Origin of the sequence: Acetobacterium carbinolicum, assembly GCF_047456275.1 — a bacterium.
Classification (GTDB): domain Bacteria; phylum Bacillota; class Clostridia; order Eubacteriales; family Eubacteriaceae; genus Acetobacterium; species Acetobacterium carbinolicum.
In genome coordinates this window covers 330092-344388 of the sequence record NZ_CP173357.1, presented here as the reverse complement: position 1 = coordinate 344388, position 14297 = coordinate 330092, and the positions used below count along the sequence as shown (strand labels likewise).

Sequence of the window (14297 nt, the reverse complement as noted above, 5' to 3'; positions counted from 1 at the left end):
GAGTCCGATAAGGACTCCCGTATTCATAAGAGTAAGGTTGATCCGAAGTTTGTTAAGGCTTAACATTCTCCTTCTCCTTTAAAACATAACCCAATCCGCGGATGGTTTTTATATAGGTTTGCGAGGTGTCCAGCTTTTTTCTTAAATAATGGACATAGATTTCGACACTATTCTCCATCGCCAGGCTCTCGATCCCCCAGATCCGGTCCAAGATCTGTTCTTTTGAGATGATCATACCGGGATTCCGAATAAACATTTCCAGCAATTGGGCTTCCTTGGCAGTAAGCCGATTTAAGACCTCATCGACATACAATTCCCCGGAATTAATATTTAATGAAATGTTTGAAAAGTGAATCACATTATCCTGGTAAACCTCCCAGGGGCGACGGCCCAGGGCTCTTACCCGGGCAATCAACTCTTCTGTGACAAAGGGTTTAACCAGATAATCATCGGCACCCATATTTAGTCCGTTGACCTTGTCTTTGGTGTCATCCTTGGCGGTTAACAAAAGAATTGGTACATTCTTTCCCGCTTCCCGAATTGATCGCAGAATTTCCAAACCGGTCATTCCCGGCAGCATAATATCCAGGATAATGACATCGTAGACATCATTCTCACTGAGTAACTTGCCTTCGATCCCATCATTAACAACGTCAACTAATATTTTATTTTTTTCAAAAATCTTCCCCAATGCTGCGGCCAGGGGCTTTTCATCCTCAACTAAAAGAACACGCATGGTTTTTCTCCTCTATAGGTTGCTCTCATCCTTCTTTAGGTTACTCTCATCCTTCTTTTTTTCTGGAAACACCTCTTCTAGCAATTTTTCCATCGGAAGAACGGTTCCTTTAAAATCTGGTTCTTCAATGACCCGACGGCATTCCAGAAAAATCCGCACCGCTCCCTCATAATTCTCCAGAAAATTATCTGACTGAAGGACTTCCCGGTCCATCAAATGATAGATGAATAATCCCATAAAGTAGACCTTATCCGGCTCAATCTTCTTGAGATTCGCGTACTTGAAAAACGCCGAAAGCGCATTATCTTCTTTATCCAGAATTTCGCCGGCAATCCGCACCCATTCCTGAGATAGGGTCTCGGTGACCGCCTCTTTAAAAGCGACCCATAAAATCGCCCGAGCCACCGAATCTTCGACAATATTTAGCGAGTTTTGAACGGCTTCAGCCCCGCGGTTGAAGGCTTCAATAATTTTGGGAGCATAGGTGATCTGGCCTAGGGTATAGTTTTTTCTGAGCCCGGCATCGGTATCGATCAGTTTATTCAGCAGGATATCATCCTTTTTGAGTTCGGTTTGAATCACATACCACTCATCATAGATACAGTAGGGCAAAAATCCAAAATCATTAAAAATATGATTAATAATCCGCTGTACCTGGAGATATTTATCCCGCTTTCGCTGAACTTCTTTCTGTTTTTTGAGAAAGGTCTCCATCTGATAATAAAGGTTGTGTCGTTCAAAAAAACGTTCCATCTGGGCAATGGTTTCCGGTTCATCGCTATAAAAAATCAGTTCATCCAGTTCCCGCTGCTCTTCCCCCAGACTTCGGCCATTATTCATAATCAACTGTAAATACTGCTTGTCCTCATAGGTCACCCGGTTGCAGGGATGATAGAGCGGATTGGGGAAGGTTTCGGTATAGATAAAAAACACCTGATGACTCCGTCTAAAATAAATAATATAGCCCTTGGTGGTAAAAAATCCCCAACCCTTGTCACTGGGTTTATTACCATGCTTGATATGAAACCCTTCCGTGTAAAGACAATTTTTAAGGAGGTAGGTGACAATCTTTTCGTTATTGTCAATGCCCATGTTCCTCAGATTCTGTCGATAATAAGCCCAAAGCAGTTCAATAGCGGTGCCTTTGGGATCAAACAAAGCCTCCATGGAAAACATTTTTTGACTTTTTAAGTTTTTGACAATACACAAAAGTAAACAATCCAAATGGACTGCCTCGATAAATTCACCGGGTTTTATTTTTCCCAGATCTTCAACCACGCGGTCATTAAAATATTCCAGACTATCTTTTTTGAGCTTATCCTGAAGTTTCCCGGTCTTCTGATTAAACCGATCAATGGCGTTGGCCACTGAAAACAGCACACTTTCTGAAACAAGGGTCAGGACTACCTTTTTTTTCTTATCCCAGGGATAAAAAACATTTTTCAGGATCACTTCATTGATGATTTCTGATGATTGCACCTGATAATCGACCTGCACATCGCTGGGAATGGAAATATAAATCAGTTTGGGATTATCAAGGGTATCGATGATCAGGCCCCGGCGGCTCAAAAACACATTGGCTTTAATGAGTTCATCCTCAACGCCACAGTTAACTTCCACTTCTTCTAAAAATTGTTCGTTCTGGATCATATAGGCAATAAAATTTCGGGTGGTGTCGAGTCCCTGTTCAATTAAATTAGCTTCGAACCCGTAAAGCAGTAGAATATGGACGATCCGCACGATATCGCGTTGCCGGTCGACACCACGGCTTTCTTTGGCCCGAATAAAGGTCTGATTAAGAGGGGAGTTCAAATCATAGTAGTCTGGTGCTACCGAAAAGAGCGCCTCAACGGCCAGTAGAATCAACAGATCGACCTCGACTGAGACCATCCCATTTTTTTGAACATCCTTATTTTTCTTAAGGTTATTCATCATCCATTGGTGCATATCCTCTAATTTTTCAACACCCTTTTTTAAGATACTGTTACAGTCGCCGCAAAGGACATCATATTTTATACTTAATCTATCATTATCTAATTTATAATTTCTATCAAAAAAACCGATTGTTTTTCCACATTTATTACACGGTGTTTTCATTATTTACAATCCTTCCCTATCGTCCTGCTTACTTTTCTCTATATTCATGAATTATCACTTGCTTTTTTTACAGGCCATACCTATTGTATTGATGTCACTGTGTATAGTTTACCATAAAACTGGGCTTTTTACTCAAAAAAAATAAAAGAGCAAACTAAATTAAGGTTGCTCTTTTATCGCTTAAATTGGGTTTATTAAATCATCTCTACCGCATCAATGGTTCCGCCTCCAAGACAAATGTTGGCCTGATATAAAACCACTATCTGTCCTGGGGTTACCGCTTTTTGGGGTTGATCAAATTCAACATAAATCCGATCCTGAGTTACTCGCACCGTTACCGCCTGATCGGATTGACGATACCGGAATTTAGCGCTACACTTAAACGTTTTGGCTGGCGGATAACCCCCAACCCAATTCATTTCAATGGCTTCCAGAGATTTTGAGTACAAGGCCGGGTGAGTTTCCCCCTGGACGACGACCAATTCATTTTTATCTAAATCTTTACTGACCACAAACCAGGGCTCTCCGCTTCCTTCACCGCCGATCCCCAGGCCTTTTCGCTGCCCCAGAGTATAGTACATCAGTCCCTGATGGGTACCCTTCACATTACCGGCCAGATCAACGATTTTACCGGGCTGGGCGGGCAGGTACTGACTGAGAAACTTGGTAAAATTACGTTCACCGATAAAACAAATTCCCGTCGAATCTTTTTTCTCGGCGGTAACCAGATTGTTTTTGACCGCGATCTGGCGAACCTCATCTTTACAAAGATGTCCAATTGGAAACATCACATCGGCCAGTTCTTTTTGTCCCAGTTGGCACAGAAAATAGGTTTGATCCTTGTTATGATCAAAGGCCCGCTTTAACCGGTACTGTTCATTGACAAAATCGATTTGCGCATAATGACCGGTGGCCAGATAGTCGCCACCAACCACCTTTAGCGCATAATCCAAAAAGCGTTTGAATTTTATTTCCCGGTTACAGAGAACGTCCGGATTGGGCGTCCGCCCTTTTTTATATTCTTCCAGAAAATATGAAAAAACAGAGTCGTAGTATTCTTTGGCAAAATTCACGGTGTAGTAGGGAATATCAATAGCGTCGCATACCCGCCGCACATCATCATAGTCTTCCGTGGCTGTACATACCCCCGATTCATCCTGTTCTTCCCAGTTTTTCATGAAGACACCGATGACCTCGTAACCACGTTCTTTTAATAATAATGCTGCAACCGATGAATCAACCCCTCCAGACATACCCACAACGATTTTCATTTACATTTCCCCCTCTGATTTTTTCAACCAAAATCCACGTTAATTTTTATCAAACCATTTCTTTAGCCATTTTTTTTGCTAATTCATTTAAATCAATGACGTCCTGTTCGTCCGGCGTTCCCTTAATCATCAGGATCTCATCAATGGTGTCGACCTTTGCCTCGTTGATAAAATAATTAAAGTTTTTATCAGCTCCACCACTCCAGCTGTAGTTTGCAAAAAATCCAACCTTATGATTGTCAACTTTTATTTCACCCAATTTATAAAGCAAACTGGCCATTTTCGGAAAAATCTGTCCGTAGTAGGATGGCGCCCCTAAAAACAAACCTTTGTACTTCCAGATATCGGATATGATAAAGGAAATATCGGTTTTAGCCACATCATAAAGCTTTACCTCTTTGACGCCTTCGTTTTTTAAGGCAATGGCTAAAATTTCTGCTGATTTCTGGGTACAACCATACATCGAACCGTAGGCAATCACAACACCAGGAACCGTTTCCTTCTTGCTCATTTTGACGTACATATCCAGAATATGTCTGGGATTATCCCGCCAGATCAAGCCATGAGATGGACAAATCGTCCCCATTTCGACATCGCAAAGTTTGTTAAGTGCTTTTAAAGCCTGACTGGCCACCTTGCCAACAATACAGGCATAATAGCGACGGGTTGGTTCTTCAAAGGCTGCCAGATCATTTTCATCATCAAAAATGCTGCCCTCTGGCGTTTTAAAGCTGCCAAAAATATCCATGGAAAAGAGCACCTTGTCATTAATATCATAGGTAACCATGGATTCCGGCCAATGAACCATCGGAGTCATGAAAAATTGGAGGGTGTGTTTTCCCAGACACAACGTATCGCCATCACACACCTCATGAAGATTTTCGGTGATCTTATAAAAATTGTTCATAATCGGGAACGTTTTTTTGTTTCCGACAATGACCAAATCCGGATATTCTGCCAACAAATCAGTAATTCCACTGGAATGATCGGGCTCCATATGATTGACAATCAGGTAATCCACCTTTTTATCGCCTATAATGGATTTAATCTTTTCTATATACTCATCAGCTTTGATGGTTTTAACCGTGTCAATAATGGCCACTTTTTCATCATTGATCACATACGCATTATAAGAAACGCCGTCCTGATCAATTGGCCATAGTCCTTCAAAAAGTGTCGTCTGATAATCATTCGCGCCTACCCAAAATATATCGTCTTTAATTTTTACTGCATTCATGTTATTTCCCCACTTTCCTTATGTTTTCTCGACCTTAAATATAACCTTAAATAGAAAATATTTCAAGAGCAAAAAAAATGATCACCCCATACCACTTACGCGAATAAGACCAAGTTGAGCCTTTGTATGGGGTGTGAGGATGATCAAAAAATAAAAAAGAGGTGCTCGACACACCTCTTTTTTAAGAAAATTAAGAAAGGAAATTAAAACGTTTTCACACCATGAGCTTATTATAACCGATTACATTTTAAAAATCCAGTACTTTTTTCTATTTTTTGTGCATTACTTTAGTTTTTTCCCACTTTCTGTCTTTGTTACTTAACAAAAGCTTAGTATAAATTTTACCCTCCATTCCGTTTACAGTTTTTTTGAAGCTATGCTATAATGACGATGATTAACACATTTATCTGAAGTGAAAGGAGCTGGTAAAATGATTGAAACAAAGGATTCTGTCTCTTCAACCGATTCACAATGGACTGAAAAAGAAATTAAAGAAGAATTGCGTCGATTATTCCTGGGTGGAGATGACTGGAATAAGGAAGCTTGTATGGGATACTTTCTAAAAACCTGCCAACGCACAAATCTGGACATCAAAACGACTCAAACTCTGGCAATCGCCCTCTATCATTTATTTGATGAACTAACCGTAAGCGATGCAAAAAAATTCTACTACAACGAATGTCACGCCATTTTATCCGGGCGTAATCATATTTAGTCTCAGTACAATCAAGGACATTCTCAGACTTCTGAGAATGTCCTTTTCTTTTACATGCTGGAGTATACCGAATAAACATCAAACACCGGCAGCATAATCGCCGCCAGAATAAACAGCACCAGCCCGCCAAAAATCAGCAGAATAAGCGGCTCCAACGCTGTATGCAGCAACTGAATTCTGGACTTAACCTCGTCTGCATAAATAAGATTCAACGTTGCCAGCACTTCTGGCATCGATCCGGATGCTTCGCCAATGGCGACCAACTGGCTAAAAAGGCCGGGAAACGCCTCACTTTCTGCCATTCCCTGACTCAGACTTTTGCCGCTTACTACTTTTTCCCGGAGCACCATCAATTCTTTTTTGAGATACCGATTATTGGTAGCACCCTCCAAACGCTTTAATGCTGCCAGCAGGTCGATTCCACTTGCCAGAAACATTCCCAGGGTTGTGGCGATTCTCTCCAGACACCGTTTGTGACTCAGACTTCCAAAGAACGGAAGTCTTATTTTTAGCCAGTCCCGCCAATTTGCCACCGCGTCGATTTCTAACAAAAGCATCGCTCCCGCTACAAATCCCGCCAGAATCAAAAGAACGATCGACCAACCGCCGCTTGATCCGTGACTCAGTCCCATCAAAAACCGGGTTGGTCCTGGCAGCTCCGCATTCATTACCGTAAACATGTCTGCAAAGGTCGGAAGTACCATCGTGATTAAAAAGACCAATACCAGTACAAACACAATGCTCAGGATGATGGGATAGAAGAGGATCTGCTGAAGCTGCCGACGATTTTTTTCTTCACTTTCAAAATGCTCGGCCATTTTAAAAAGAACGGTATTGAGATTTCCACTCATCTCTCCGGCTTCAACCATAAAAACAAACAAGGACGGAAATGACTTGGGATAAGCAATCATTGCTTGAGAAAGGCTCGCTCCGGATTGGATGCGGTTGCCAACCCCGGAAATATCTTGGGCAAATCCCTTATCTTTTGTCTCCTCACGAATAAGTTCCAAACATTTCAGAATTGGAATCCCCGCGTTTAACATGATGTAAAACTGTCTGCAGAAGCGGCTAAAAGAATCATCAGTTACCGAACGAATCCGAATATTAAATTCTTTATTTAGAAATCCTTCGGACTTCTTTTTTTCTTTGATTTCCAGCACAATCAGATTTCTAGTCTGAAGGTGCAGGGCGACCTCCCGGAGAGTTTGCCCCGCAACCATTCCGGTGATGGTCTCTCCCCGCCGGTCTTTTGCTTTATAAATAAACTGTTTTTCCATTATTCCACCCTAACGATGCCATTCATTTTCAAAGGCTAAGATCTCCAAACCCTGAGAAATTGACGTTTCACCCTGTAAAAGATGACGTTTCAAGGACTCTTCAATGGGCTTAAACCCTTCTTCAATGGCGACTTTTCGAATGCCGTCATAATCCGCACCTTTACTGATGGCCTCCCGGATCTTTCTGCTAACTTTCATCACTTCCTGAACAGCAATTCGCCCCAGATACCCGGTTCCATGACAAAGGGAACAGCCCTCCGGATAGAAAAGCTCAATCTCCTGGTCCGCCATTCCCAGTAATCCTTTTTCGAACGCCGTTGCGAAGCTTTTCTTTTTACAATTAGGGCACAAACGTTTAATCAGCTTTTGAGAAATCACACCTCTTAATGCCGCTGACAACAGATATAAGGGAATCTTCATATCCATTAGGCGATTGATCGACGCAATGGCGTTGTTTGTATGAAGTGTTGATAATACCAAATGCCCGGTAATTGCTGCCCTAGTCGCAATTTCGGCCGTATCTTCATCTCGGATTTCCCCGACCATAATCACATTGGGATCTTGTCTTAAAATAGCTCTCAGCCCGTTGGCAAAGTTAAGCCCCGTTTTTTCGCTGACCTGAATCTGGTTGATATCTTCCATTTGGAACTCCACCGGATCTTCAATGGTGATGATATTCTGCGTTCGGGAGTCCATGCCGTTGAGCAGGCTATACAAAGTTGTTGATTTTCCACTTCCCGTCGGTCCACAGATCAGAACCATCCCGTGGGGTGCTTTAATTATTTCTTTTAACACTTGTTTTTGTTGATTGGAAAAGCCCAGCTCATCAATTGATATTAAAAATTTTTTTTCATCCAGCAGGCGTAAGACGATCTTCTCCCCATGAATGGTCGGAATAATCGATAAACGGACATCAATTTGGCGACCCTCATGATTGGTTGTGAACGCACCATCCTGAGGATGACGATGCTCGGCAATATCGCAGCCTGCCAGTATTTTCAGGCGGGTAATGACGCCTCTCCAAGTCTCTTTACTTAGCTGACCAATGGGTTTTAAGACGCCATCAATACGAAACCGCACTTGTACCTTCTGGGGAAAGACTTCTACATGAATATCACTGGCACCCCGGGAAACACCCTCATCAATCAGATCGTTCACGAGGGTGATTATACTTGGTTCCAAGGTGAGTTCTTTCTGTTCTCGATGTTTTATTAACACCGCGCGATCCTGATTGACATACTCTTGATGATAGTATTTCTCAATTAACCCCAGGGTGCAACTTTTTTCGGCAACCAGTATTTTTAGTCGTTTTTCAGCAATCCGCTTGATCCTGCGGATTGTTTCTTCATGGGATGGATCCGCCATAACCACGGTCAATTGATCATCATTTTCCTGATTCAATGGAAAAACCAGATGTTTCTTGGCCTGCTCCTTCGAAAAAAAGCTCAAAGCCCGAAGATCTAAGGCATCTTTTAAGGGATCATAGCGTTCAAACCCCCACTCATTATGAAAAATCAGTACAATTTCCGCCTCTGTAATAATACGGTCTCTTACCAGTACATCTAGAATTGAGTTTTTTGACCGCTTTGCTTCATCAATTCGCTCAGCTATGTTTTGTCGGGTAATCATCTTGTTTTTGAGAAGCATTTCCAAAACCAACATATTTTCCTTCATCACGCCTCCTAATGACTAGAGCTTTTTCGTTTATCTAATAATTGCAGTATAAATGATTTAGAAATAAATATCCAGCACTACATAGATTTCCAAACGGACTTTGTTAAAGAAGACTTTTATTGCCACAGCAACCTAACTTATCGAATCTGATTCAAGTCTTAAGGCCAAACACTGTTATTGCAAATTACCGCCTGATTATATATAATAAGCGGAGTTACATCCATTTAAAACTATTAGATCAGGAGATATCCTATGAACATCGTAATTGCCGGTGCTGGCAAGGTTGGTGAAGTTCTCTGTAGCGATCTTGCCAGAGAAAATCACAATATCATGCTCATTGAACTCAATGAAACACGCCTGGATCAATTTATCAACTCATATGACATTAGCGGTATTCATGGTAATGGCGCTATGTTTGACATTCAGACAGAAGCCGGGGTCGATACCTGCGACGTATTTATCGCTGTCACCCGCAATGATGAAACGAACATTATTGCGGCGATTACGGCCCGCAAACTTGGCGCAAAATTTACCATCGCCCGGGTTCGTGATCCCGAATATTCAAAACAAATGACCTTTCTACGAGAAATCTTAGGTATCACCTTAATTATTAATCCAGAACTGGAAGCCGCTCAAGAAATAACCCGTACGCTCCTTTTTCCTTCTGCATTGCATGTGGAAGCCTTTGAGCATGGACGGGTGAACATGATCGAGGTGGTTCTAAAAGAGGGCACTCCGCTGGTTGGTTTACCGCTCAAAGACCACAACGGCCGTTTCGGCGACGTGGTGATCTGTATTGTTATTCGGGATGATCATGTGATGATCCCCGACGGTGAAACAATCCTTCGAGCCGAGGATCACGTCATGGTTACAGGCAGTCCTGGCGACGTTCGGATTTTTAGCAAACACTGCCAACCCGACCTGGTTAAAATCAACTCCACTGTGATTATCGGCGGCGGTAAGCTGACCGACTATCTTTTATCCCGGCTCATAAAAATGCGGATGATTATCAAGGTTATCGAAATTGATGCCGATAACGCTGACCGACTTGCGATTAAATATCCCCAAAGCGAAATTATTTTTGGTGATGGAACCAAACAGGCCTTTCTAAATGAAGAACACTTTTCTGAATATGATTCGGTTATTGCCTTAACCGGGGTTGATGAGGAGAACATCCTGATTTCAATTTACGCCTCCCGCATGGGGGTAAAAAAAACAATTACCAAGGTAAATCGGACCGATTTGCTAAAGGTACTAGATAATGTTGGACTTCAATCGATTATCACGCCTCAACGACTTATCGCCAACCACATTATTCGTTTTATTCGCTCCATCGAAAATTCTCAGGGTTCTACCGTCAGTGCTTTTTATCGCTTGCTGGATGGTCGGGTTGAGGTTCTACAGTTTAAGGTCAAGGAATCCTGTTGTGAAATTGCTATTCCACTTGTTGAACTACAAACCAAACCAGGACTGCTGATTGCCTGTATTATTCGTGATGGAAAAATTATCTATCCTAAAGGCACGAGTCGGATTTTACCCCATGATGATGTTATTGTCGTCACCACCACGCATAAAAATTTCCAGGACATTGATGATATTTTTGAAAAGAACCGAGGCCGCCAATGAATGGGAAAATGGTCGGTTACGTTCTCAGTCGAATCTTGTTTATTAATGCCCTGCTGATGATTCCAGCGCTGCTTGTTGCGCTTATTTATAAAGAAGGCTGGCAAGGTTTATCCCCGTTTCTTCTTAGCATTGGGATCACTGGTGGTTGTGGGTTCCTGATCGGTTTTCGCAAACCCTCAAATACTGACTTTTTTGCTCGAGAAGGGCTGGTGCTTGTTGCTTTATCCTGGATCGCACTATCGTTTTTTGGAAGTCTTCCCTTTTTACTAAGCGGTGCTATCCCCAATCCCATCGATGCGTTTTTTGAAACCGCCAGTGGTTTCTCAACCACTGGTGCTAGTATTTTAACCAATATTGAATCACTTTCTCATTCGCTTTTGTGGTGGCGGAGCTTTACCCACCTGATTGGTGGAATGGGCGTTCTTGTTCTGGCTTTGGCGGTTATGCCCAAAATCGAATCCGGTGATGTCTTTATTATGCGCGCCGAAGTTCCCGGCCCGACCTTTGGTAAGGTACGAACCAAGCTTCGGAGTTCTGCCCGAATTCTCTACGTTATTTATTTATCCATGACGGCTGTGTTGGTTTTATTACTAGCCTTGGGCGGGATGCCCCTCTTTGACAGTTTTATCCATGCTTTTGGCACCGCCGGCACCGGGGGATTTAGCAATAAGGCAGCCTCCATTGCCTATTACAATAGCACTTATATTGATTACGTGCTAGCCATCAGCATGATTCTCTTTGGCATCAATTTTAATTTGTATTATGCTCTATTTTTTATGCGAATGAAAAATATTCTAAAAAACGAAGAGCTCCGATGGTATCTGGGCTTTATCGCTTTTGCTGTGCTACTAATCTGCCTGAATGTCCGCCATTTGTATTCGTCAATTGATCTTCTTGTCCGGGATGTCTTTTTTACGGTTGCCACGATTATTACGACCACTGGCTACGCCACCGCCAATTTTGATGTCTGGCCGGTTTTTTCCAAGGTTATTCTCCTCTTTTTGATGTTCGTTGGGGGCATGGCCGGCTCAACCGCTGGCGGCATCAAGGTCAGTCGAATTGCTATTTATATTAAAACAACCATCCAAGAAATTCGTGTCAATGTCAGCCCTAACCGACGGCTACCGATCTTGTTTGAAGGCAAGTCTATAGGTCCGGTTCTCAGCCGACAGACCAGTGTGTATTTGATTACTTACACGTTTATGTTTGTTATCTTTCTGATTATCACCTCCCTATCGGCACCCAATTTCACCACCGCTTTCACTGCCGTGGCTGCCACCTTTAACAATATTGGTCCCGGACTGGATGCTGTTGGGCCAGCGGGAAATTATGCTGGTTTTAATAATCTGACCAAATTTTCACTAAGTCTGGTGATGATTATGGGCCGATTAGAAATCTTCCCGATTCTGGTTCTGCTTAGTCCTAGAACCTGGCGACGAGGATAGCTACCAAATTTTAAGACAAAAACCCCTGAAACCATGGTTTCAGGGGTTTTTGCTGACTATTTTACATATCGAATTAAACTTCACTGATTCGAACGTCGAGTTCCCAAGCTCATCTTTCGTTTCTTCTCATCATTTTAAATTCTTACGCTGTATTTATCAACAATCATTTTTGAGCCGGTGTTCCGTTCTCAAACAATCCATCATAGAGCAAATTACCAGCTTCATCGTAGTATTTTCCATCGCCATTCCAAACACTGCAACGATATTCACCTTCATATTTCACATTTCCGTTCTCATAGTGTTCTTTTCCGAAACCATCAAATTCCATATATCCTTTTAAATTTCCTTTAACTCGAACCTCACCATTTTTATGGTAATATTTACCCTGTTCGGACAGCAAGCCATTAAAAAAATCACCTTCTGCGATAACTTTTTTATCCTCGTACTTTTTACCTTTTATCCAACCGTCCTTTAGTCGAAAACCTTCAACATAGTCTCCATATGAACAACGTTCTCTGACCAACACTTTTTTATCTTTAATTTTCATGCTTATAAACATCCCTTTCGTTTCACTCAAGGTACAAAACTTACTGCAACATCTTATCTTAAACGTTATTCTTTGTTTTATAATTAATCAATAACCGTTAACTACACCATCCGCAAATTTTGTTTGAGGCATATTATTAAGGGTAACTTTCAAATGATAGCAAATCTTATAACGACACGATTTTATTAAAGTTGTATCAGCTATTTAAAAATAAACCAGGAGGTAAAACAATGAGTATGATTACGATGAACGATGGTACGCAGATTTATTATAAGGACTGGGGTACCGGGCAACCGATAGTCTTTAGCCACGGTTGGCCACTTAATGCTGACAGTTGGGAATCTCAGATGCTGTTCCTGGCCTCAAAGGGCTATCGATGCATCGCCCATGACCGACGTGGCCATGGACGATCAAGCCAACCCTGGGATGGCAACGAGATGGACACCTATGCCGATGACCTCTCAGAAATCATCGAAGCCCTTGACCTGAAGAGCATTGTTCTGATTGGCTTTTCCGCCGGCGGTGGTGAAGTCGCCCGCTATATCGGACGCCACGGCACAAAGCGGGTAGCCAAGGCTGCGTTAATTGCCGCCGTCCCCCCGCTGATGCTAAAAACAGATGCTAATCCCAGTGGTTTGCCGATTGAGGCTTTTGACGAGATTCGCCTTGGCTCCATTGCTGATCGTTCGCAGTTCTACAAAGATCTTGCCAGTGGCCCATTCTTCGGGGCTAATCGGACCGGTTCAAAGGTTTCTCAAGGCATGATTGACTCTTTCTGGCTTCAGGGGATGCAAGCCGGCAGCAAAAACACCTTCGACTGCATCAAGGCCTTCTCCGAAACTGATTTCACTGAAGACCTCAAAAAGTTTGATGTGCCAACGCTAATCATTCACGGCGATGATGACCAGATTGTTCCCATCGGTGCGGCAGCGCTCGCCTCTTCAAAGATCATCAAGCACGCCAGCCTGAAGATCTACCCGGGTGCACCTCACGGTCTCGCTTATACACATAAGGATCAACTTAATACGGATCTTTTGGCGTTCGTTCAGAGCCGCTGATTTTTAAAATGGAGAAATGATAATATGCAAACCGGAATAAAATAGGCACACCAGAATTCCAGCACCAGAATTCCAATGAGACCGCTGCCAGCCATATCCGAACTAAAAATTCCCATCATCGGAATAACCAGACAACTGATTGCAAAAAGACCGTGAACCAGTAGAAGAACCTTCAGCGCCTTATCTGCTTTTGACTCCGCTTTAAAAGACAGCGCAATAAAAAAGGTGGTTAAGGCCATAAATCCATATCCCAGTAAATTATAGCTAAAAAACAATCCGAATTTCTGGTAATCAAGTATCTGGGCTATAGGCAGGCTGAGATTCGCCAGCCGCACCACCGTTAATTGGGCAAAATATACAATCATAATGAGGGTGCCATAGATGGCGGCAAAAACTAGCGCCGTATAACTGACAGCTTTTGATTCTTTTTCTGAATCGGCAACAAATGCGCCAATCATCGGGATAAACCCCCAGGCGATAAACATACTGGCCAGATAACTAACCGAACTATTCCCCACGATCATGGATACTGCAAAGACTACAACGGCCGCCAGCGTGACAAGAGACGCGTACATTCCTGTTTTGTTATTCATCTTCTCCCTCTTCTTAGTTAT

General features: G+C 42.5%; 12 protein-coding genes. 4 read left to right on the top strand and 8 right to left on the bottom strand.

Annotated elements, in window-relative coordinates:
- Positions 1–52: 52 nt before the first annotated feature.
- From ACIZ62_RS01625 to ACIZ62_RS01610, 4 genes are all read right to left on the bottom strand, one after another.
- Positions 53–736, bottom strand: coding sequence for a response regulator transcription factor (locus ACIZ62_RS01625; RefSeq protein ID WP_111888276.1), 684 nt, complete (start codon positions 734–736; stop codon positions 53–55).
- A 12-nt stretch (positions 737–748) separates the two neighbouring features.
- Positions 749–2833, bottom strand: coding sequence for a hypothetical protein (locus ACIZ62_RS01620; RefSeq protein ID WP_111888277.1), 2085 nt, complete (start codon positions 2831–2833; stop codon positions 749–751).
- A 194-nt stretch (positions 2834–3027) separates the two neighbouring features.
- The gene (gene mnmA, locus ACIZ62_RS01615; RefSeq protein ID WP_111888278.1) at positions 3028–4104 is read right to left on the bottom strand and encodes a tRNA 2-thiouridine(34) synthase MnmA; all 1077 of its coding nucleotides are present in this window, start codon (positions 4102–4104) and stop codon (positions 3028–3030) included.
- A gap of 49 nt (positions 4105–4153) precedes the next feature.
- A complete protein-coding gene (locus ACIZ62_RS01610) occupies positions 4154–5341 on the bottom strand; it encodes an FprA family A-type flavoprotein (RefSeq protein ID WP_111888279.1) in 1188 nt (395 codons plus the stop codon).
- A 430-nt stretch (positions 5342–5771) separates the two neighbouring features.
- Here ACIZ62_RS01610 and ACIZ62_RS01605 point away from each other — a divergent pair, with 430 nt between their 5' ends.
- On the top strand, positions 5772–6056 hold the full coding sequence (locus ACIZ62_RS01605) for a hypothetical protein (protein ID WP_111888280.1): 285 nt from the start codon (positions 5772–5774) through the stop codon (positions 6054–6056).
- 50 nt (positions 6057–6106) lie between these two features.
- On the opposite strand, the gene ACIZ62_RS01600 is transcribed toward ACIZ62_RS01605, so the two are convergent.
- Complete coding sequence (locus ACIZ62_RS01600) at positions 6107–7333, bottom strand: type II secretion system F family protein (RefSeq protein WP_111888281.1); 1227 nt, start codon at positions 7331–7333, stop codon at positions 6107–6109.
- 9 nt (positions 7334–7342) lie between these two features.
- Entirely contained in the window at positions 7343–9007 is a 1665-nt protein-coding gene (locus tag ACIZ62_RS01595) for a GspE/PulE family protein (protein ID WP_111888282.1), read from the bottom strand.
- A 252-nt stretch (positions 9008–9259) separates the two neighbouring features.
- Here ACIZ62_RS01595 and trkA point away from each other — a divergent pair, with 252 nt between their 5' ends.
- The gene (gene trkA / locus ACIZ62_RS01590) at positions 9260–10633 is read left to right on the top strand and encodes a Trk system potassium transporter TrkA (protein WP_111888283.1); all 1374 of its coding nucleotides are present in this window, start codon (positions 9260–9262) and stop codon (positions 10631–10633) included.
- Positions 10630–12078 carry a TrkH family potassium uptake protein gene (locus ACIZ62_RS01585; RefSeq protein WP_111888284.1) on the top strand — a complete coding sequence of 483 codons (1449 nt, stop codon included), beginning with the start codon at positions 10630–10632 and terminating at the stop codon, positions 12076–12078. The genes trkA and ACIZ62_RS01585 overlap by 4 nt, the downstream gene beginning before the upstream one ends.
- 163 nt (positions 12079–12241) lie before the next feature.
- Here ACIZ62_RS01585 and ACIZ62_RS01580 read toward each other — a convergent pair whose 3' ends face one another.
- Complete coding sequence (locus ACIZ62_RS01580) at positions 12242–12625, bottom strand: toxin-antitoxin system YwqK family antitoxin (RefSeq protein ID WP_111888285.1); 384 nt, start codon at positions 12623–12625, stop codon at positions 12242–12244.
- Between the two features lie 230 nt (positions 12626–12855).
- Between ACIZ62_RS01580 and ACIZ62_RS01575 the strand changes: the two genes are divergently transcribed.
- Positions 12856–13683 carry an alpha/beta fold hydrolase gene (locus ACIZ62_RS01575; protein WP_111888286.1) on the top strand — a complete coding sequence of 276 codons (828 nt, stop codon included), beginning with the start codon at positions 12856–12858 and terminating at the stop codon, positions 13681–13683.
- Here the strand turns inward: ACIZ62_RS01575 and ACIZ62_RS01570 are convergent.
- A complete protein-coding gene (locus ACIZ62_RS01570) occupies positions 13671–14276 on the bottom strand; it encodes a hypothetical protein (protein WP_242988478.1) in 606 nt (201 codons plus the stop codon). The genes ACIZ62_RS01575 and ACIZ62_RS01570 overlap by 13 nt on opposite strands.
- Positions 14277–14297 lie beyond the last annotated feature (21 nt).